Here is a 19,717-nt window from a genome sequence, read left to right as displayed (position 1 = left end):
GCGCCCGGCCGTACCGCGCAGCGGGCGGGCAACTTCCGGTCATCGGTCATCTTCAGCCATCCCGCGCCCAACTATTCACTCAGTACATATCTTGAGTACATACTGATCTCCATGAGCACCCGTCACATCCTGTTGGGGCTGCTCGCCGGAGGCCCCAGCCATGGGTACGACCTCAAGCGACGGCACGACGAACGCTTCCCGCAGGCCCGCCCGCTGGCCTACGGGCAGGTCTACACCACCTTGCAGCGGCTGGTCCGCGACGGTCTCGCCGCGGTCGACGGAACCGACTCGGACGGCGGTCCGGAGCGGACGCTGTACCGCTCGACCGGCGACGGATCGAGTGAACTGACCCGGTGGGCGGGCGAGATCGCACCGCCCGCGCCCTTCGTGACGAACGAGATCTTCGCCAAGGTCGTCGTCTCGATCCTCGCCTCGGCGGACCCGGCCGGCTATCTGCTGGCGCAGCGCGCCGCGCACATGGCACGGATGCGTGAGCTCACGGCGCTGAAGACGGCGCCCGGCGCCGATCTGGCGACCGTCCTCTCGGCCGACTACGCCCTCAGCCACCTCGACGCCGACCTCCGCTGGATGACCACCACGGCGGACCGGCTCACCACCCTGACCGCGGAGGTCGACACAGCATGAGCACCCCCCTTCTGACCGCCAGGGACCTGTTCAAGGCGCACGGTCCCACCCCGGCGCTGCGCGGCGCCTCGCTGGAGCTGGCCGCGGGCGAGATCCTCGCCGTCACCGGGGCCAGCGGCAGCGGCAAGTCCACGCTCCTCCACTGCCTGGCGGGCATCGTCACGCCCGACAGCGGCACGGTGGAGTACGCGGGCGAGCGTCTCGACCTGCTTCCCGAGAAGCGGCTCAGCGAGCTGCGCCGCACGGACTTCGGGGTGGTGTTCCAGTTCGGGCAGCTCATCCCCGAACTGACCGCCGCCGACAACGTGGCACTGCCGCTGCTGCTCGCGGGCGCCTCCCGCGCGGCGGCGCGGGACCGGGCCCGCGCGTGGCTGGAACGGTTCGGCGTAAGGGGGCAGGAGACGCTGCGGCCCGGTGAGATGAGCGGCGGCCAGGCCCAGCGGGTGGCACTGGCGCGGGCCCTGGTGACGGCCCCGAAGGCCGTCTTCGCGGACGAGCCGACCGGCTCACTTGACTCCCTCGCCGGGGAGCAGGTGATGACCGCCCTGATCCACACCGCCCGGGAGACCGGCGCGGCGGTCGTGCTGATCACCCACGACGCCCGGGTGGCGGCCTACGCGGACCGGGAGGTGTCGCTGCGGGACGGCGTGGTGACCGGCTCCGGCACCCTGCCGACGGCCTCGGCAGCCGCGCCGTCCTCGGGCTCCACGGAGGTGTCCCGATGAGGACCGACCTCCGGCTCGCGCTACTCCTGACCAGCGGTTCCGACCGGCGGGAGTGGTGGCGGGTCACGCTCACGGCCGTGGGCGCGGCCCTCGCCACGGCGCTCTGCCTGGCCACCGTCGCCGTCGCCTCGCTCCAGGGGCGGTACCACCTGCGCCTCGCCTCCGGCCTGCTCGACCAGCCGGGCGAGCGGGCGGGCGTGGTCCTCACCCTGCTGCTCCTGCTGGTGCCGGTGCTCGGCTTCCTCGGGCAGTGCGCCCGCATCGGCGCCGTGCACCGCGACCGGCGGCTGGCGGGGCTGCGCCTCGCGGGGGCCTCACCCGCGCAGGTGCGGCGGATCGCCGCGCTGGAGGCGGGCCTCGCCTGTCTCATCGGCTCGGCCGTCGCCACCCTCGTCTGCACGGGGGTCCTGCTGCGCCGGTGGCAGAACCCGCCCGCCGCCGTCTGGGCCGGCTGCGCGGGGGTCGCGCTCGCCGTGCCCGTGGTGGGCGTGCTGGTGAGCACCTTCGCCCTGCGCCGGGTGGTGGCCTCGCCCCTGGGCCGGGTGCGCCGGGTGCGCCGGGTGCGCCCGAGCGGCGGGCGGGGTCCCGGCCTCGCCGTCCTCGCGGCGGCTCTCGTGATGCTTCTCACCGGGTTCGCCATCGCTCCGCGCCGCTTCGGCGGGTTCGACACGGCCCCGGTGCCCGTCTTCACCGTGGTGATTCTCACCGGCCTCGGAGCCATCTGGGCGGTCGGCGCGAGTGCCCGGCTGACCGGCCGTCTGCTCGCCGGACGGACCCAAAACCCGGCGACCCTGATCGCGGCCGAGCGGCTGCGGGACGATCCGTGGGCGGGCGCCCGCACGCATGCGGCGGTGCTGCTGGTGACCGTCGTGGGGACGGGCTTCGTCGGCGTACGCCAGGTGCTGCTCGACGACCTCACCGGGCGCGACCGCGCCTCGTTCCCCTCGGACCTGTCCTTCTACACCACCGGCGTCGACCTCATGGGCGCCGCGATCCTGGTCGCCCTCGCGATCACCCTTTCCGGGCTGGCCGTGGGGACCGCCGAGTCACTGGCCACCCGGCGCCGCGGCCTCGCCGCGCAGGCCGCCGCCGGAGTGCCGCGCGCCGTGCTCGGCCGGGCCCTGCTCCTGGAGACGGCACTGCCGCTCGCCCCCGCGGTCGCGCTGGCCGGTGCCGGGGGCCTCGGGATCGGCGTCTGGTACGGACAGCTCGCGGGCGGCGGAACGGTCCCGGTGCTGCCGGTGCTCGTCCCGGTGGCCGTCTACGCGGCCTGTCTGCTGGCCGCGGCCACCTCGCTGCCCCTGCTGCGCCGCTCGGTGCTCCCGGCGGAGCTGCGCCACCTCTGACCGCGCCCGCTCCTGCCCCTGGGCAGGCCCGGCTCCCCGGGAGGCACGGGGGTGTCCTCCCGGGGAGCCGGAACAGGCGGCGGCCAAGGGTGCCGCCGCCAACGCAAAGACCCGGATCGTCAGGCTGAAATGCCGTCGATCCGGGCCATGGCGTCGTCCGCGCCGTACGGTTGCAGGTAGGGCATCCAGCGTGGGTCCCTGTGCCCCGTTCCGATGATGCGCCAGGCGAGCCCGGACGGCGGGGCGGGTTTGTGACGCAGGCGCCAGCCGATCTCGACCAGGTGGCGGTCGGCCTTGGTGTGGTTGCAGCGGCGGCAGGACGCCACCACGTTGTCCCAGGCGTGCTGACCCCCGCGTGAGCGCGGGATGACGTGGTCGACGCTGGTTGCGACGCCACCGCAGTACATGCACCGGCCGCCGTCGCGGGCGAACAGAGCTCGCCTGGTCAGCGGGACGGGCCCTCGGTAGGGAACCCGTACGAACCTCTTCAGCCGGACCACGCTGGGTGCGGGGACAGTAACGGTCGCGCTGTGCATGAAGGCGCCGGATTCCTCGAGAGAGACGGCTTTGTTCTCAAGGACGAGGACGAGCGCGCGGCGGAGCGGTACGACGCCGAGCGGCTCGTACGACGCGTTGAGGACCAGGACGTGCGGCACGGATGCCTCCTTGTACGCCGGCGGCGCGTGGCTCGCGCCGGGACGATCTGCAGCCAGTCTCCCCTCATGCCTGGTGGAAGCGCCACCATGTCCCGGTAACGGGCTGGGAGTGTTTTCGACCACACCTTCTTCATCCCCAGGTGAGCACGGTCTCTCCCCTGAGCATGGCAACGATCCACACACGATGGCCCGTTAGTGTGGTGGTTCTGCCCGACGGCGCCCCGATTGTGTCCCCGGCCGCGGGCAGACCGCTACGCCTGGAGGTACCTGCTGTGTCCCTGCCCGTCCTATTGGCCCTGGCCGCCGGTTCGACTCCGTCTCCGTCTCCCGCGACGTCGACCGGTCCGGTGACCCCCACGCTTCAGGACGCCCAGGAAAGTGCGACCCACGCCGCGAGCTGGGTCGAGGAGAACTGGTCGACCTGGCTGGCCATAGGTCTGCGCGTGCTGCTGATCCTGGTGGTCGCCGCCGTACTGAGAGTGTTCGTGCGGCGGGCGATCACCAAGCTCATCGATCGTATGACCCGCACCGTCCAGGCCGTCGACGGGACGGCGCTCGGCGGTCTGCTGGTGAACGTGGAGCGCCGCCGGCAGCGCTCCCAGGCCATAGGGTCGGTGCTGCGTTCGGTCGCGTCCTTCCTGATCATGGGCACGGCCGCGCTGATGATCCTCGGCACGTTCGAGATCAACCTGGCCCCGCTGCTCGCCTCGGCGGGCGTGGCCGGTGTCGCGATCGGTTTCGGCGCCCGCAACCTGGTCACCGACTTCCTCTCCGGCGTCTTCATGATCCTTGAGGACCAGTACGGCGTCGGCGACGTGATCGACGCGGGCGTGGCCTCGGGTGAGGTCATAGAGGTCGGACTGCGCGTGACCAAGCTGCGCGGCGACAACGGCGAGATCTGGTACGTCCGCAACGGCGAGGTCAAGCGGATCGGCAACCTCTCCCAGGGCTGGGCCACGGCCGGTGTGGACGTCACGGTCCGCGCCTCGGAGGACCTGGACCACGTCCGGGCCGTCATCGACGAGGTCGCCGAGACGCTCAGCAAGGAAGAGCCCTGGAACGAGCGCCTGTGGGGCCCGATCGAGATCCTGGGCCTGGACAGCGTCCTCCTCGACTCCATGGTGGTCCGCGTCTCGGCCAAGACCATGCCCGGCAAGGCCCGGTCCGTGGAGCGCGAGCTCCGCTGGCGCGTCAAGCGCGCCTTCGACGCGGCCGACATCCGTATCGTGGGCGGTCCCACGGTGCCCCCGGAGGAGGAGCCCCTCGACCCGACGTCCGCGGTGGCGGCCCCGTCGGCCCTGGGCAACCCGGCGTCCCCGCAGTCGGAGGCGACGGCCCCGATCCCGGCTCCGGCCTCGGCCCCGTCGGGCGCGCCGAAGTAGGCCGGCTGCAGTCAAGAGGCCGGGATGGCTCCGGCTGTACGTGAGAAGGGGCGGGCGCCCGGGTGTTCGGGGCGCCCGCCCCTTCGTCCTTGCGAGCGGGCCGCAGCCCTCGGCGGAAGGCATCGCCGGTGACGACGTAGGGGAGACACAAGCCCGAGGAACGGTTTCAGCACTCTCGTTCGAGTGAACGGTCGGGGCATCCGGCGCCGCGGGGGCGCTGGGTGCCCGATCGTTCTGCCGGGGCACCCGACGCGGGCTTAGCCTGGCACCAGCGTGACAAGGAGACCGAGCGATGAGCGCGGAACCGATCATGGAGCCGGTGATGACGCACGTGGACCCCATCGACCTGTTGATCGCGATCGAAGAGGCATCGCCCATGCCGATTCGACCCGAGTACGTCGAGGGGATGGCCATCGTGCCGCCGCAGCCGAACGACAACCACAACGACGGTGCATTCGAGTTGAGTTTCCAGTTCCGCGCGGCCGGCTTCCGTCTTGTGGGCATGGGCAACGGATACCGTGCCGCCCACAAGGACGGCACGACCATGGCCCTGATCATTCCGGACTTCTACATCCGCCGGCGCAGGCCGACCGACCTCGACGAGTCCTACCGCAGAGCCCACAAGGGCTGGTACCCCATCGACGTGATCGCCCTCGTGGGCGAAGTCACTTCCACCAACCACGAAACGGAAACCGGCCCCAAACTCCGCACGTACGCCGCCGCCGGCGTCCCCGTCTACGTTCTGGTCGACCGCCACACCGGGACAGCTCACTGCTACGCGGACCCCGTTCTCCCCGGCGACGACCCCACCGAGGCCTACTACGCCACCGACACCAAGGTCGGCCTCGGCGACCCGCTTCCCCTCCCGGCGCCCTACCCGGCCCTCGACACGGCCCCGTTCCTCACCGACTGAGCGACTCGCAAGTCAGCTTGCGGGCCTCCTGCCCAGGGCTCCTTGCCAGGGTTCGACGGATCAGCCACGAGCACTCCCGGACACCAGCCCGGTGGCCCCGGCTATCTGGCACACCGCGGTGAACGAGGCCCCCTTGCCGAGTCCGGCCACCCCCAGGAGCCCCTCACCGTCCCGGACATCGAGGACGACATCTCCCGAGAGCGCGTCGAAGGACATAACCCCCCGGACGGACTGGTCGCCCCACCCCGGACGCCACCGGAAGCGGATCTCCTCGCGGAAGTTCCCGACGACGAGGAACGCCCGCTCCGAAGCCACCAGTTCCTCGCGGACCCGCTCCTGCCACCCGTCCGAGAACGACACCGGGCGCAGTACGTGCGTCTGCCGTTCGTCCAACGCCCCGACGGAGAGGGCGATTCCGGCCGCACGGGCCCGGCGTCGCAGCGACCGCACCGCGAAGGCCGCCAGCCCGAGCGACAGGATCCCCCACACCAGAGGCTTGAAGAGCACGGTCTCGCCCACGGTTTCCCATGTGAAACCGTCGTTCACGAAGTCGATAAACGTCATGATAAAGGCCAGCTTCATCCACTTGGCCGCTGCCGCGCGCCAGCACGCCATGAGCAACTTCATGAGTGACTCTCAGGGCAGACCATGTCGTAGGCCTCACGGAACCACTTGCCCTTGTCCGGCACGATTCCGCACTTCATCGAGGCCCCGCTGTTCCCGTACCACGCGGTGAGGGTGCCGTAGACCGGTGTGACGGTGGCGCCGTGGGTGCCCGAGCAGTCGAGGGCGAAGCTCGCGTCGACGACTCCGACTGCCGCGGCCTCGACAAATCGCCCGGGATGCCCGAGGTAGTCGACACGGCCGAGCTCATCCTTCTCCAGCCGGGCGGACGTCGATGTCCCTGGCCTCTCGAAGGTCGGCGAGTCGTACCCGAGCCGCTTCTCCAGCGAGACGAAGATGCGCCGCGTCGGCACACCTGTACCGCCCGCCTCGATGCGGGACGTCACGGTCCGCACGTGGTGGGGCGAGATCTCGGACCACCCGCGCTTCTGACCCTCCTCCACCGTCACCAACTGCGAAACGGCGATCAGCTTCTCGCCCACCGTCACCTTGCCCCACCGTATGGAGGCCTTGGAGCAGTTCGGCGAGGCACTCGACGCCGCGGGCGTCACCCGCGGATGTCGCGCGGGAGCCGAACGATTTGCGCCATCGCCGCCCCCGCACGACACGACGAAGGCCGCGACCAGACAGGTCACCAGAGCCCACGCCGAACGGTTCGCTTTCATGCGGCGGATCATAGGAAGGAGATCCTGTGACGGTGACCCCGGAGCACTTGAGCCACCGTCACCCGAGCGGCCGGGCGCCCGTTTCCAAGGGGTTGTATCGCTGCAAAACCCTGCACATCACCCCAGCGCACACCGGTCGATCGTGACGAAGCCGTGATGGCCACCGACCACCCCGCCGCTGACGTGACGGCAACACCACCCCGCCCACCACACGCGCACCCGGGGACGCGATCCCCTTCACACGACCCCCGCATTTCAGCCACATTGTTCAACCGTCTACTGTCGCCCCAACAGCAGGCCCTTGTTCTGGAGCTCAACGCCCGGGGGCCCGCTTCGAATGTGGGGAAGTCCATGCGCAAGTACGCCACAGGCGCCGTCGTTTCCGGCGCCCTGGCCCTGTCCGCCCTGGCCGCGCCGTCCGCGTCGGCCGCCACGCCCGACCTCACCTTCTCCAACGTGGTGGTCAACAACGGCAAGGCGATCGTCGCCGGCACCGCCGCCACGGTGAACGTCCCGGTCAAGTACACCCTGGTCCGCCCGGCCGGCCTCGTCATCGACGGCCTGACGAACGAGGCGGGCATCGCCCTGTACCGCGGAACCTCGCTCTCGAAGCTCCAGAACGAGATGGAGCCGGACGCGCCCTCGAAGTGCACCACGACGGCCACGACCGCCACGACGGTCACCGCGTCCTGCACCGAGGTCATCGCCATCACGCCCCAGGACTACTTCTTCGACGCGGCGGACGCCGGTACCTGGAAGGTGGCCGCCTTCTACGGCCGCTCCACCTCGACCACCGAGGACTCCGGCAACCACATCGGCTTCAGCTTCGACTACGACATGTGGGGCCTCCCCGGCACCGCCCAGGTCAAGCGCGCCGCCAGGCTCACCACCGACGCCACCCCCGAGCCGGTGAAGAAGAACAGCACCCTCACCGTCAAGGGCGCGCTGACCCGCGCCGACTGGGCGACCATGAAGTACGCCGGCTACACGGGCCAGCCGGTCGCCCTCCAGTTCAAGGCCAAGGGCGCGACCGCCTACAAGACCGTCAAGACGGTGACGTCCGGCACCGCGGGCGCCCTGACCACCACGGTCAAGGCCTCGGCCGACGGCACGTACCGCTACACGTTCGCGGGCACCGCCACCACGGGCACCGCCGCGGCCACGGGCGACTACGTCGACGTGAAGTAACCGAGTCCACCTCCCCGGGCCGACCCCTCCCCAGGTCGGCCCCGAGCCGCCCCCGCAGCAGACGAGTTCGTCGGCGTCGGGGGCGGCTGCGCGTTTCCCCGCCCCGCCCCCAGGTAACGACTCCGTTGCCCGGGAGGCGGTTTCTCTTGACGCCTCCGACCGGTCCGGCCTACCTTCCTCGCATCAGCAATAGGAAACTTTCCTAACAATGATCTTGCGGTGGACTTCCGAAGGCACCTCGGGGAAGCTGGTCGGCCAAGAAGGGCAGGTGGCGACAGACATGACAGGAACCGCCGGTACGCCGGGCACCCCCCGCGTCCTGCGCGCGATGAACGACCGCGCCGCCCTCGATCTGCTGCTCGCGCACGGACCGCTCTCGCGGACCCGGATCGGGAAGCTCACCGGGCTGTCCAAGCCCACCGCCTCGCAGCTCCTCGCCCGCCTGGAGGCCGCCGGGCTCGTCCTGGCCACCGGCACCAGCGAGGGACGGCCGGGCCCCAGCGCCCAGTTGTACGAGGTCAATCCGGGCTCCGCCCACGCGGCCGGCCTGGACGTCACCCCGGAGCGCGTCCTCGCCGCCGTCGCCGACATCACCGGCCGGACGGTCGGCGAGTACGAGCTGCCCACCCCGGGCCGCCACCGGTCCCAGCCCGTCGTACGCCAGGTCACCGACGCCCTCGACGGCGCGGTGAAGGCGGCCGGGCTCGCCCGGGACGACGTCCGCCGCCTCGTCATCGGCACCCCCGGCGCCTTCGACCCCAACACCGGCCGGCTGCGCTACGCCTCGCACCTGCCCGGCTGGCACTCCCCCACCCTCCTCGACGAGCTCGCGGCCGCGCTGCCGATGCCCGTCGAGTACGAGAACGACGTCAACCTCGTCGCCATCGCCGAGCAGCGGCTCGGTGCCGCCCGGGGGCACGAGGACTTCGTCCTTCTGTGGAACGAGGGCGGCCTCGGCGCCGCGCTCGTCCTCGGCGGACGCCTGCACCGCGGCTGGACCGGCGGCGCCGGCGAGGTCGGCTTCCTGCCGGTGCCCGGCGCGCCCCTGGTGCGCCAGGTGACCCGGGCCAACAGCGGCGGCTACCAGGAGCTGGCCGGCTCGCAGGCCATCCCCAAGCTGGCGCGCGAGCTCGGCATCAAGGACCTGCCCACGGGTCCCTACGCCGAGGTCGCGGCCACCGTCGTCGAACGGGCCGCCGCCGTCGGCGAGGGCCCCTACCGGCAGCTCCTGGAGACGTACGCGACCGGGCTCGCCACCGGTCTGGCCTCCCTCGTCTCCGTGCTCGACCCCGAACTCGTCGTCCTCAGCGGATCGTCGCTCACCGCGGGCGGGGAACCGCTGCGCGCCCTGGTCCAGGCCGAGCTGGAGGAGCTGGCCGCGTCCCGGCCACGCCTCGTCGTCGGCGATGTGCACGAACACCCCGTACTGCGCGGCGCGTTGGAAAGTGCCCTGGCAGCCACCCGCGACGAGGTCTTCGACACCTCCCGCTGAACCCGTCCCGAGCCCGCAACTCCGTCGTCCCGCCCCGTCCCTCGCAGGGAGATCTCGCCATGCCCGGAATATCCCGAAAGGCGGCTGTCGCGCTCGCCGCGTCCGCCTCGATAGCCCTCCTCGCCACCGCCTGTACCGGCCAGTCCGACGCGGGCGGAAGCGACGACGCGTCCAAGGAGCAGACGATCAACTTCTGGCACGCCTGGAGCTCGGACAACGAGGTCAAGGCCGTGCAGTCGCTGGTCGCGGGCTTCGAGAAGGCGCACCCCGACATCCACGTGAACGTCGTCGGCACCATGACCGACGACAAGATCAACCAGGCACTGCGCGCGGGCGGCGACAGGGCCCCCGACGTCGTCTCCTCCTTCACCACCAACAATGTGGGCAAGTTCTGCTCGTCCGGCGCCTTCGTCGATCTGAACCCCTTCTTCAAGAAGGCGCACATCGACCCGGAGACGACGTTCCCGAAGGCGATGAACGAGTACACCCAGTTCGACGGCAACCGCTGCACGGTGCCGCTGCTCGGTGACGCGTACGGGCTCTACTACAACAAGGACGCGTTCAAGAAGGCCGGGATCAGCAGCCCTCCGAAGACGTGGTCGGAGTTCGAGGCGGACGCCAAGAAGCTCACGATCTCCAAGGGCGACTCGTACTCCCAGCTCGGCTTCATGCCGGACTACCACGGCTGGGAGTCCACCACCGAGCACTACTTCGGGCAGTTCTCTCCGACGTACTTCGACAGCGACGGCAAGTCGAACATCGCCAAGGACCCCGCTTTCACCGCCGGGTTCACCCTGCAGAAGAAGCTCGTCGACGAACTCGGCGGCTTCAAGAAGCTGGAGACCTACCGTTCCAGGCTCGGTGACGAGTGGGGCCGCAAGCACCCCTTCCACACCGGTCAGGTGGCCATGCAGCTGGACGGCGAGTGGCGGCTCGGGATGGCCGAGGAGGCCAAGCCGGGCTTCGAGATCGGCGTCGCCCCGCTGCCCGTCCCCGACGACCGGGCGGACCAGTACGGCAAGGGCTACATCACCGGCACCATCGCGGGCATCGCGGCCACCAGCAAGAAGCGGAACGCGGCCTGGGAGCTGGTCAAATACATGACCACGGACACGGACGCCGTGGTCGGCTTCGCCAACGACATCCACAACGTGCCCTCGACGCTCGCGGCCCTCAAGTCGCCGAAGCTGAAGTACGACCCGCGCTTCAAGACGTTCCTGGACATCGCCTCGAACCCGAACTCGACGACGACCCCCGCGTCCGTCAACGGCGGCAGCTACCTCGTGACGATCCAGCAGTTCGGATACGACTACGAGAGCGGCAAGACCACGGATCTGAAGGCGGGCCTGGAATCCACCGCCCGGCAGATCGACACGGACATCGCGCAGGCGAAGTAGTCACGCGCCGATGAGTACCGTCACGCTGGCTTCGAAGCGCCGTCGTTCGGCGCTGCAGACCCTCGCCTTCATGTCGCCCTGGCTGATCGGTTTCGCGGTCTTCTTCGCCTACCCGCTGATCTCGACCGTCTATTTCTCCTTCATGCACTACGACGGCTTCAAACCGCCGACGTGGAGCGGAACGAAGAACTGGACGTACGTCTTCGAGAACTACCCGCTGTTCTGGCCCGCGTTGCGCAACACCCTGTGGCTGGTCCTCGTCATGGTGACCCTGCGGGTGCTGTTCGGACTCGGCGTCGGACTGCTGATCACGAAGATCAAGACGGGCACGGGTGTCTTCCGCACCCTCTTCTACCTGCCCTACCTCGCCCCGCCGGTCGCGGCCACCATGGCCTTCGCCTTCCTCCTCAACCCCGGTACGGGGCCCGTCAACTCACTCCTGGAGAAGGCCGGCGTCCCGGCTCCCGGCTGGTTCAACGACCCCGCCTGGTCCAAGCCGGCCCTGACCCTGCTGGCCCTGTGGGGCATCGGCGACCTGATGGTCATCTTCATGGCCGCGCTGCTCGACGTACCGACGGAGCAGTACGAGGCCGCCGAACTGGACGGGGCCTCGGCGTGGCAGCGCTTCCGCTACGTGACGCTGCCGAACATCTCGCCGATCGTGATGTTCGCCGTGGTCACCGGCGTGATCCAGACCATGCAGTACTACACGCAGCCGCTGATCGCGGGGAAGGTCGCCTCGGGCGTCATCCAGGGCGCCGGTACGCAGTTCGAGCCCGGCTATCCCGACAAGTCGACGCTCACCCTGCCCCAGCTCGTCTACAACCTCGGCTTCCAGCGCTTCGACTACGGCTCCGCCTGTGTGGTCGCGCTCGTGCTGTTCGCCCTGTCCATGGTGTTCACCGCGTTCCTGATGCGGCGCCGGGGCGGTCTCATCCAGGCAGGTGACTGACCGATGACTCAAGTACTCGACAAGCCGGTGGAGTTGGCCGCACGGGTCTCCCCCGCCGAGCGCACCGCCCGCCGCAGGGCCCTCCTGGAGTGGGTCGCGATCCACTCCCTCGGCGTCGCGGCCGCCCTCTTCTTCGTGCTGCCCTTCGTGTTCGTGTTCCTGACCTCGCTGATGAGCGACAGCCAGGCGCTCAGCCGCGACCTGATCCCGCACACCTGGGAATGGGGCAACTACAAGAAGGTCTTCGACACCCCGGGCTTCCTCACCTGGTGGAAGAACACCCTGCTGTACGCGGGCTTCGGCACCGTACTGACCGTCGTCTCGTCGATCCCGGTCGCCTACGCGCTCGCCAAGTTCCGCTTCCGCGGCCGGAACCTGTCGCTGATGCTGGTCATCTCGATGATGATGCTGCCGCCGCAGGTCGTGATCATCCCGATGTACCTGTTCTGGGCCAAGCAGTTGGACCTGTCCGGCACGCTGTGGCCGCTGATCATCCCGATGGCGTTCGGGGACGCGTTCTCCATCTTCCTGCTGCGCCAGTTCCTGATGACCATCCCGAACGAGTACCTGGACGCGGCCAAGGTGGACGGGTGCGGGGACCTGCGGACGCTGCTGAAGGTCGTCCTGCCGATGGCGAAGCCGGGCATCGCGGCCGTCGCGCTCTTCCAGTTCTTCTACGCCTGGAACGACTACTTCGGCCCGCAGATCTACGCCTCCGAGAACCAGAACGCCTGGACCCTGTCGTACGGCCTGGAATCGTTCAAGGGCGCGCACCACACCGACTGGAATCTCACCATGGCCGCGACCGTCCTGGTCATGGCCCCCGTGATCCTCGTGTTCTTCTTCGCGCAGAAGGCGTTCGTCGAGGGTGTCACGCTCACCGGAGTGAAGGGCTAACCATGAAGCTCACCGTGGTCGGCGGAGGGTCGACCTACACCCCCGAACTCATCGACGGTTTCGCGCGGCTCAGGGACACCCTGCCCGTCGAGGAGCTGGTCCTCGTCGACCCGGCCGCCGAACGCCTGGAACTGGTGGGGGGCCTGGCGCGCCGGATCTTCGCCAAGCAGGGCCACCCGGGCCGGATCGTCACCACGTCCGACCTGGACGCGGGCGTGGAGGGCGCCGACGCGGTGCTCCTCCAGCTGCGCGTCGGCGGTCAGGCGGCCCGTGAACAGGACGAGACCTGGCCGCTGGAGTGCGGCTGCGTCGGACAGGAGACGACGGGCGCGGGCGGCCTGGCCAAGGCGCTGCGCACGGTTCCGGTGGTGCTGGACATCGCCGAGCGGGTCCGCCGCACCAACCCGGACGCGTGGATCATCGACTTCACCAACCCGGTGGGCATCGTGACGCGCGCCCTCCTCCAGGCCGGCCACAGGACGGTCGGGCTGTGCAACGTGGCGATCGGCTTCCAGCGGAAGTTCGCCGGACTGCTCGGGGTCTCCCCCGCCGAGGTGCATCTCGACCATGTGGGCCTCAACCACCTCACCTGGGAGACAGGTGTACGCCTGGGCGGTCCCGAGGGCGAGAACGTCCTGCCCAGGCTGCTCGCCGAGCACGGCGCCGCCGTCGCCGAGGACCTGCGCCTGCCGCGTTCCCTGGTCGAGACCCTCGGCGTGGTCCCCTCGTACTACCTGCGCTACTTCTACGCGCACGACGAGGTCGTCCGGGAGCTGCGCACCAAGCCCTCCCGGGCCGCCGAAGTCGCGCAGATGGAGCGGCAGTTGCTGACGATGTACGGCGACCCCGCGCTCGACGAGAAGCCTGGGCTGCTCGCCAGCCGGGGCGGCGCCTACTACTCCGAGGCGGCCGTCGACCTCGCCGCCGCGCTGCTCGGCGGGGGCGGCAGCCCCTACCAGGTGGTGAACACGTACAACCGGGGAACGCTGCCGTTCCTGCCGGACGACGCGGTGATCGAGGTGCAGGCCGCGGTCGGCTCCAAGGGGCCCGTGCCACTGCCGGTGCCGGCCGTGGACCCGCTGTACGCGGGGCTCATGGCGAACGTGACCGCGTACGAGGACCTCGCGCTGGAGGCCGCGCTGCGCGGCGGGCGCGACCGGGTCTTCCGGGCGCTGCTCGCGCACCCCCTCATCGGCCAGTACGCCTACGCCGACACCCTGACCGACCAGCTGATCGCGCACAACCGGGAGCACCTCGCGTGGGCATGACGTCAACGGAATCCGGCGCCGGGACGGCCGCCGGATCCGGCCCCGCCGACGCCGGATCCGGCCCCGCGGGCCTCGTACTGGCCATCGACGCGGGGAACAGCAAGACCGACGTCGCCGTGGTGGCCGCGGACGGCCGGGTGACCGGCTCCGCGCGAGGCGGCGGGTTCCGGCCCCCGGCGGTCGGCGTCGAGACGGCGGTGGACACGGTCGCCGACGCCGTGCGCAGGGCCTTCGCCGAGGCGGGCGTCACCTCCGTCGGCCATGTCTCCGCCTGCCTCGCCAACGCCGATCTGCCCGTGGAGGAAGAGCAGTTGGCGGCCGCGCTGCGCGCACGGGCGTGGGGCGCGGGGGTGGAGGTGCGCAACGACACCTTCGCGATCCTGCGGGCCGGGATCGCGGAACCGCGCGGTGTCGCGGTGGTCTGCGGGGCCGGCATCAACTGCGTCGGCATGCGGCCCGACGGCCGCACCGCCCGCTTCCCCGCCATCGGCCGTATCTCCGGTGACTGGGGCGGTGGCTGGGGCCTGGCGGAGGAGGCCCTGTGGCACGCGGCGCGCGCCGAGGACGGCCGGGGCGGACCGACCGCCCTGGCCCGCACGCTGCCCGCGCACTTCGGCCTGGACTCCATGTACGCGCTCATCGAGGCGCTCCACCTGGAGCACATCGGCAACGCGCGGCGCCACGAGCTGACCCCGGTCCTGTTCGCCACCGCGGTGGACGGCGATCCGGTGGCCCGCGGACTCGTCGACCGGCTCGCGGACGAGGTGGTCGCGATGGCCACGGTGGCCCTGACCCGCCTCGGCCTCCTCGCCGAGGAGACGCCGGTCCTCCTCGGCGGCAGCATCCTCGCCGCCCGCCATCCCCAGCTCGACGACCGCATCCACGAACTCCTGGCCGCCCGCGCGCCCAAGGCGGTCCCCCGGGTGGTCACGGCCCCGCCGGTCCTGGGAGCGGCGCTCCTGGGCCTGGACCACGTACGGGCCCAGGACGCGGTCCACGCGCGCGTGCGGGCGTTCTACGAACGGGGCTGAGGAGGCCCCGCGGGGAACGGGGCCGAGGAGGCGCCCGGGGCGGGTGGTTCCGGCGCCGGCGCACGGCGGCTCACGGACCATCCATGACCTGGCGTGACGGGGCGGGAACCAAACAGAACCGGAACACGTGTTCATGAGAAGGGGGGTGGCGCGGGGAATCGTGCTGCGCCGTGATCCGAACAAGATCCAGGCAAGGCCTGTGCGGATGCCGGTCCCGGCGGCGATACTTGCCGCCGTGCACGTACGCCGGTGGGCCGCGCTTCCCGCGGCCGCGGCGAGCGTGACCGACCGGATGACCATGGGGGAGGTCGACAGTGACACACCCGCCGCAGGGCGGCGCGGCGCCACCGGGGCGCGGCGCGCCGACGGTGCCGTCCGTGCCGGCGCAGTCCGGGCCTCCCGTGCAGCCGGACGGATTCCCCGTGCCCCGGGCCGGGTTCGGCGCCCCGCCGAGCGTCACCCCGGCGCCCGGCGCCCCGCCGCGGCGTACGGCGTGGGCGGAGGGTCTGGACCGGCTGCGCGCCGCGGCGACGACGGAGCCCGGTCGGCTGCGGATCATCGGCGCCGTCCTCGCCCTGCTGGTCGTCGCGTTCGGAGCTGTCACCGCCTGGCAGATGACGCAGCGTTCGGCCGCCGCGGACAACGTGCTGCACAGCAGCCAGCCGCTGAGCGCGAGCGCGGCGGACATCTACCGCTCCCTGGCCGACGCCAACACCACGGCCTCCAGCGGCTTCCTCGCGGGCGGCCAGGAGACGAAGGCCACCCGCGACCGCTACGAACAGGACATCAGGACGGCGGCCGCGAAGCTCATCACCGCGGCCAACAGCGCTGATCCGGGCTCCCCTTCGGCCAGGACCATCTCCCAGCTGAACGAACTGCTGCCCGAGTACAAGGGTTTGATCGAGCGGGCCCGCGCCAACAACCGGCAGGGCTACCCACTGGGCGGCGCGTATCTGCGGTACGCGAACGACAAGATGCAGCACGAGATGCTCCCGAAGGCGCAACAGCTCTACAACCGGGAGAACCAGCGGCTGAGCGCCGACTACGCCGACGCGAAGCCCTACCCGTGGGCCGCGATCGCCCTCGGTCTCGTCGCGCTCGGCGCCCTCGTCTGGGCCCAGCGGCGCAACTACCGCCGTACCAACCGGGTTTTGAACCAGGGCATGGCCGCCGCCACTGCGGCGTCCCTGGTCGTGCTGCTGTGGCTCACCGTCGGGCACACGGTCGCCCGGTCCGGGCTGAACGAGTCCTATGATCACGGGGTCCGTTCCCTGAACGTGCTGCACAGGGCCCAGATCGCGTCCCTGAAGGCCCGCGGCAACGAGAACCTCACCCTGGTCAGCCGGGGCGCCGAGACCAAGACCCTGGCCGACGGCAAGACGACCGTGGACCTGTACGACTACAGCTTCGACCAGGACATGAAGACGCTCACCCAGGGCCTCTCGGCGGCGGCGGCCCTCGCGGACGACCAGGCGGGCGAGAAGCCCGTACAGGCCGCGACCGCCAACATGAAGGTCTGGGTGCAACGTCACAAGGAAGCCCGTACGGCCGACGACGACGGCAAGTACCAGCTCGCGCTGGACCGGGTCATCGGCTCCGCCGACAAGAAGCCCACGGGCGACTGCTTCGACGGCGTCGACAAGAACCTGAAGCTCGCGCTGACGCACGAGGAGAGCGAGTTCCGGCGGGCGGCCGGCAACGGCCTGGGCGCCATGACCGGGCTCCCGGTCGGCGCCGCGGTCCTCGCCGTGCTGGCCGCGGCGGGCGCGGTGTTCGGCATCGGGCGCAGGCTTTCGGAGTACCGGTGAGAGGGGGAGCGGCGATGACCGTACGACGTCTGAGGGCGAGCCTGAAGGGCTGGGGCGGCGTGGGCGCGATGGCCGTCGCCTGTGTGACGGCCCTGGTCCTCGCACTGCTGCTGCCGAACTCCGCGCGCGGTGACGGCGGGACGGGCCTCGGCGGGCAGGGCCTGGCCCGGGGCACCCAGGCCAGGGCCGCCCAGTGCACCGAGCCGCAGAACCTGAGCCTCTCCCCTTCGGGCGCGGACGGGACGACGATCGACGCCATCAAGAACCGCAAGGACCGGCGGCTGATCGTCGGCGTCGACCAGAACAGCTACCACTGGGGCTACCGCGACCCGAACAACCCGAAGGCCGGGAGCGACCTGGAGGGCTTCGACATCGACGTCGTCCACGCTATCGCGAAGGACATCCTGGGCGACGAGAACGCCGTCCAGTTCCGGGCCATACCGACCAGCCAGCGCATCCCCGCGATCCAGCGCGGCAAGGTCGACATGGTGGTGCGCACCATGACGATCACCTGCGAACGTCTCCAGCAAGTCGCGTTCTCGGCGCCCTACTTCAAGACCGGCCAGCAGGTGCTGGCCCCGACGAAGTCCGACATCACGGGGTACGACAAGACCCTCGCCAAGAAGAGGATCTGCTCGGCGAAGACCTCCACCGCGTACGACCGGCTCACGGCTGACCGGAAAACGGGCAAGCTGGTCTCCTCCGCCGACATCGCCCCACCCGTGCCCAACCAGCTGGACTGTCTGGTGCGCCTCCAGCTCGGCGAGGCCGACGCGGTGGTGACCGACGGCGCGCTGGCCGCGAGCCAGGCCGCCCAGGACCCCACGGTCGAGCTGAAGGGCGGCACGTTCACCACCGAGTACTACGGCGTGGCGATGAAACTGGGCTCCGACGATCTGGTACGCCGGGTCAACCGGATCCTCGCGGACTACCGCAGGAACGGCTGGCAGCAGTCGTACGACAAGTGGCTCGCTCCGACCCTCGGGGCGAACTCCCCCGCGGAGAACCCGCCCGTCGCCCAGTACAAGTGACCGACCTGATACCACTGGAGAGTTGACCGGGCGCACACACCGAGCGCGCGGGGAACGCAGGAGAACGAGAGGTGATCGATGGGCGTCACGGGACCCCCCGGGCCGGTGATGGACCGGGACGAGGCGGACCGTGCGCTGGCGCGCCTCGGCGCGGAGCACGAGGCCATCGAGACCTCGCTCCTCGCCCTGCAGGACCACGCGGGCCGCAGACTCCTGGAAGGTGCCGAACTCACCGGCACGACCAAGGAGCGCTGGGCGTCCGCGGAGGCGTCGATCACCTTGCTGTGGGCGTACTTCGACGCGTACGCGGACGCGCTGCGCTCCGCGCGCGAGATCCGTTCCCGCAGACGCTGGTCCAGCCGTGAGGACCTGGTCGAACTGACCGAGCTGCTGCGCGGTTCGGGCATCACGGTCGCCGGTTCCACCACGGCCACCGCGAACGCGCCGACCCTGGCCGGCACCGGCAAGCTCAGCGAGCGGTTCTCGCTGGCCGCGCTGGTGGACCGGATGAACGAGCTGTACGCGACCTCGCTCGACATGGTCGTCACCGCGGACGCCGTGTGGTCCGCGCTGCCCGCCCGGATAGATTTACTGGCCGCTGAGCTCCAGCGCACCCGCGCGCTCGCGCACTCCGTGGGCGTGCGCCCCGGCGAGCACCCCTCGGGCGACGACCTGGAGCGGATCACCCGGACGCTGACCACCCTGCGCGATCGGGTCGTCTCCGACCCGCTGGCCTTCTGGGTTCCCGCGCAGGGGAGTTCGGCCCCGGGCGGCGGCCGCCCCGACACCACGGCGTACGACCGTGAGGCGCGCGCCCTGGAGGAGGTGCGCCGGGAGATCGAGGCGGTGCTCACCGTGCGGCAGGACGCGGAGGCGCGGCTGGTGAAGGTGCGGGACGTGCTCAGCCGCGCGGACCGTACGCTCGCCGAGGCGCGCAGTGCCCGCGGTGAGGTGCTCGCGAAGATCGCCGCGTCCGAGGTGCCGGCCGTCAGCGGACCGCCGACGGCGCTGCAGGAGCAGCTGGCGACGGCCGCGGAGTACCGCAGGCACGCGCAGTGGCACCGCCTGTCGCCCCTTCTGGAGGCACTGGAGGAGAAGGCGGAGGACGAACTCCTGCGCGCCCGCGAGTCGTTGACCGCGGTCACCCAGCCACTGGCGGTCCGAGCGGAGCTGCGCGGCCGGCTGGACGCGTACAAGGCGAAGGTCGCTCGGCACGGCTTCGCCGAGGACCCGTTCCTGGTCGAGCGCTACGACGCGGCCCGGCGCATGCTGTGGAGCGCTCCCTGTGATCTGCGGGTGGCGGAGGAGGCGGTGCTGCGCTACCAGCGGGCGGCCGCCGAGCTGCTGAGCCCGCAGGTGCCCGAGCAGGGCGGGCCTCATGACCGTGCGGACCGGAGGGGGCCCGACGCGTGAGCGTTGAAGGGGATACGGCGTGGGTGAGCAGCCGGTGAGTGAACAGAAGTGCGCGCGGCCCGGATGCGAGGGCTCGTACGAGGACATGGGCGGCGGCGAGCTGTACTGCGACACGTGCGGGCTCGCCCCGGCCGGATCCGCGCCGGGCTCCACCCGGTCCGGAAGCGTGCCCGCGCCGGGTGCGGGCGAGCAGCCGGTGAGTGAACAGAAGTGCGCGCGGCCCGGATGCGAGGGCTCGTACGAGGACATGGGCGGCGGCGAGCTGTACTGCGACACGTGCGGGC

19 protein-coding genes are annotated in these 19,717 nt (G+C 70.9%); 16 read left to right on the top strand and 3 right to left on the bottom strand.

What is annotated here, in order from left to right:
* Positions 1 to 111 precede the first annotated feature (111 nt).
* The 3 genes from ACFYW8_RS07160 to ACFYW8_RS07150 are packed head-to-tail and all read left to right on the top strand — an operon-like array spanning position 112 to position 2,716.
* Positions 112 to 645, top strand: a complete 534-nt coding sequence (locus tag ACFYW8_RS07160) for a PadR family transcriptional regulator (protein ID WP_365869980.1) — start codon at positions 112 to 114, stop codon at positions 643 to 645.
* Positions 642 to 1,370 carry an ABC transporter ATP-binding protein gene (locus ACFYW8_RS07155; RefSeq protein ID WP_389068694.1) on the top strand — a complete coding sequence of 243 codons (729 nt, stop codon included), beginning with the start codon at positions 642 to 644 and terminating at the stop codon, positions 1,368 to 1,370. The genes ACFYW8_RS07160 and ACFYW8_RS07155 overlap by 4 nt, the downstream gene beginning before the upstream one ends.
* Positions 1,367 to 2,716, top strand: coding sequence for an FtsX-like permease family protein (locus tag ACFYW8_RS07150; protein ID WP_389068693.1), 1,350 nt, complete (start codon positions 1,367 to 1,369; stop codon positions 2,714 to 2,716). The genes ACFYW8_RS07155 and ACFYW8_RS07150 overlap by 4 nt, the downstream gene beginning before the upstream one ends.
* A 119-nt stretch (positions 2,717 to 2,835) precedes the next feature.
* On the opposite strand, the gene ACFYW8_RS07145 is transcribed toward ACFYW8_RS07150, so the two are convergent.
* Positions 2,836 to 3,372, bottom strand: coding sequence for an HNH endonuclease (locus ACFYW8_RS07145; RefSeq protein WP_365869981.1), 537 nt, complete (start codon positions 3,370 to 3,372; stop codon positions 2,836 to 2,838).
* A 272-nt stretch (positions 3,373 to 3,644) separates the two neighbouring features.
* On the opposite strand from ACFYW8_RS07145, the gene ACFYW8_RS07140 reads away from it, so the two are divergent.
* Complete coding sequence (locus tag ACFYW8_RS07140) at positions 3,645 to 4,754, top strand: mechanosensitive ion channel family protein (RefSeq protein WP_389068692.1); 1,110 nt, start codon at positions 3,645 to 3,647, stop codon at positions 4,752 to 4,754.
* Between the two features lie 292 nt (positions 4,755 to 5,046).
* Positions 5,047 to 5,667, top strand: a complete 621-nt coding sequence (locus ACFYW8_RS07135; RefSeq protein ID WP_389068691.1) for a Uma2 family endonuclease — start codon at positions 5,047 to 5,049, stop codon at positions 5,665 to 5,667.
* 60 nt (positions 5,668 to 5,727) lie between these two features.
* Here ACFYW8_RS07135 and ACFYW8_RS07130 read toward each other — a convergent pair whose 3' ends face one another.
* Together ACFYW8_RS07130 and ACFYW8_RS07125 are read right to left on the bottom strand one after the other, a co-directional pair.
* A complete protein-coding gene (locus ACFYW8_RS07130; RefSeq protein ID WP_389068690.1) occupies positions 5,728 to 6,231 on the bottom strand; it encodes a hypothetical protein in 504 nt (167 codons plus the stop codon).
* Positions 6,232 to 6,290: 59 nt separating this feature from the next.
* The gene (locus ACFYW8_RS07125; protein WP_389068689.1) at positions 6,291 to 6,956 is read right to left on the bottom strand and encodes a hypothetical protein; all 666 of its coding nucleotides are present in this window, start codon (positions 6,954 to 6,956) and stop codon (positions 6,291 to 6,293) included.
* A gap of 351 nt (positions 6,957 to 7,307) precedes the next feature.
* Here ACFYW8_RS07125 and ACFYW8_RS07120 point away from each other — a divergent pair, with 351 nt between their 5' ends.
* From ACFYW8_RS07120 to ACFYW8_RS07070, 11 genes are all read left to right on the top strand, one after another.
* Entirely contained in the window at positions 7,308 to 8,144 is an 837-nt protein-coding gene (locus ACFYW8_RS07120; protein ID WP_365869986.1) for a hypothetical protein, read from the top strand.
* Between the two features lie 280 nt (positions 8,145 to 8,424).
* On the top strand, positions 8,425 to 9,636 hold the full coding sequence (locus ACFYW8_RS07115; RefSeq protein WP_365869987.1) for an ROK family transcriptional regulator: 1,212 nt from the start codon (positions 8,425 to 8,427) through the stop codon (positions 9,634 to 9,636).
* A gap of 59 nt (positions 9,637 to 9,695) precedes the next feature.
* A complete protein-coding gene (locus ACFYW8_RS07110) occupies positions 9,696 to 11,033 on the top strand; it encodes an ABC transporter substrate-binding protein (RefSeq protein WP_389068688.1) in 1,338 nt (445 codons plus the stop codon).
* A gap of 10 nt (positions 11,034 to 11,043) precedes the next feature.
* Positions 11,044 to 11,985, top strand: coding sequence for a carbohydrate ABC transporter permease (locus tag ACFYW8_RS07105; RefSeq protein WP_389068687.1), 942 nt, complete (start codon positions 11,044 to 11,046; stop codon positions 11,983 to 11,985).
* Positions 11,986 to 11,988: 3 nt separating this feature from the next.
* On the top strand, positions 11,989 to 12,882 hold the full coding sequence (locus ACFYW8_RS07100; RefSeq protein WP_365869990.1) for a carbohydrate ABC transporter permease: 894 nt from the start codon (positions 11,989 to 11,991) through the stop codon (positions 12,880 to 12,882).
* Between the two features lie 2 nt (positions 12,883 to 12,884).
* Positions 12,885 to 14,150, top strand: a complete 1,266-nt coding sequence (locus ACFYW8_RS07095) for a 6-phospho-beta-glucosidase (RefSeq protein ID WP_389068686.1) — start codon at positions 12,885 to 12,887, stop codon at positions 14,148 to 14,150.
* The gene (locus ACFYW8_RS07090; RefSeq protein ID WP_365869992.1) at positions 14,147 to 15,181 is read left to right on the top strand and encodes a BadF/BadG/BcrA/BcrD ATPase family protein; all 1,035 of its coding nucleotides are present in this window, start codon (positions 14,147 to 14,149) and stop codon (positions 15,179 to 15,181) included. The genes ACFYW8_RS07095 and ACFYW8_RS07090 overlap by 4 nt, the downstream gene beginning before the upstream one ends.
* Positions 15,182 to 15,495: 314 nt before the next feature.
* Positions 15,496 to 16,989 carry a hypothetical protein gene (locus tag ACFYW8_RS07085; RefSeq protein WP_389068685.1) on the top strand — a complete coding sequence of 498 codons (1,494 nt, stop codon included), beginning with the start codon at positions 15,496 to 15,498 and terminating at the stop codon, positions 16,987 to 16,989.
* A 14-nt stretch (positions 16,990 to 17,003) separates the two neighbouring features.
* The gene (locus ACFYW8_RS07080; protein WP_389068684.1) at positions 17,004 to 18,020 is read left to right on the top strand and encodes a glutamate ABC transporter substrate-binding protein; all 1,017 of its coding nucleotides are present in this window, start codon (positions 17,004 to 17,006) and stop codon (positions 18,018 to 18,020) included.
* Between the two features lie 78 nt (positions 18,021 to 18,098).
* Complete coding sequence (locus tag ACFYW8_RS07075) at positions 18,099 to 19,433, top strand: hypothetical protein (protein WP_389068683.1); 1,335 nt, start codon at positions 18,099 to 18,101, stop codon at positions 19,431 to 19,433.
* Between the two features lie 85 nt (positions 19,434 to 19,518).
* On the top strand, positions 19,519 to 19,717 hold a 199-nt coding region (locus tag ACFYW8_RS07070), incomplete at its 3' end, for a hypothetical protein (protein WP_389068840.1).

The organism is Streptomyces sp. NPDC002742 (genome assembly GCF_042888885.1).
Taxonomy (GTDB): Bacteria; Actinomycetota; Actinomycetes; order Streptomycetales; family Streptomycetaceae; genus Streptomyces.
This window is presented reverse-complemented; position numbering and strand designations above follow the sequence as displayed.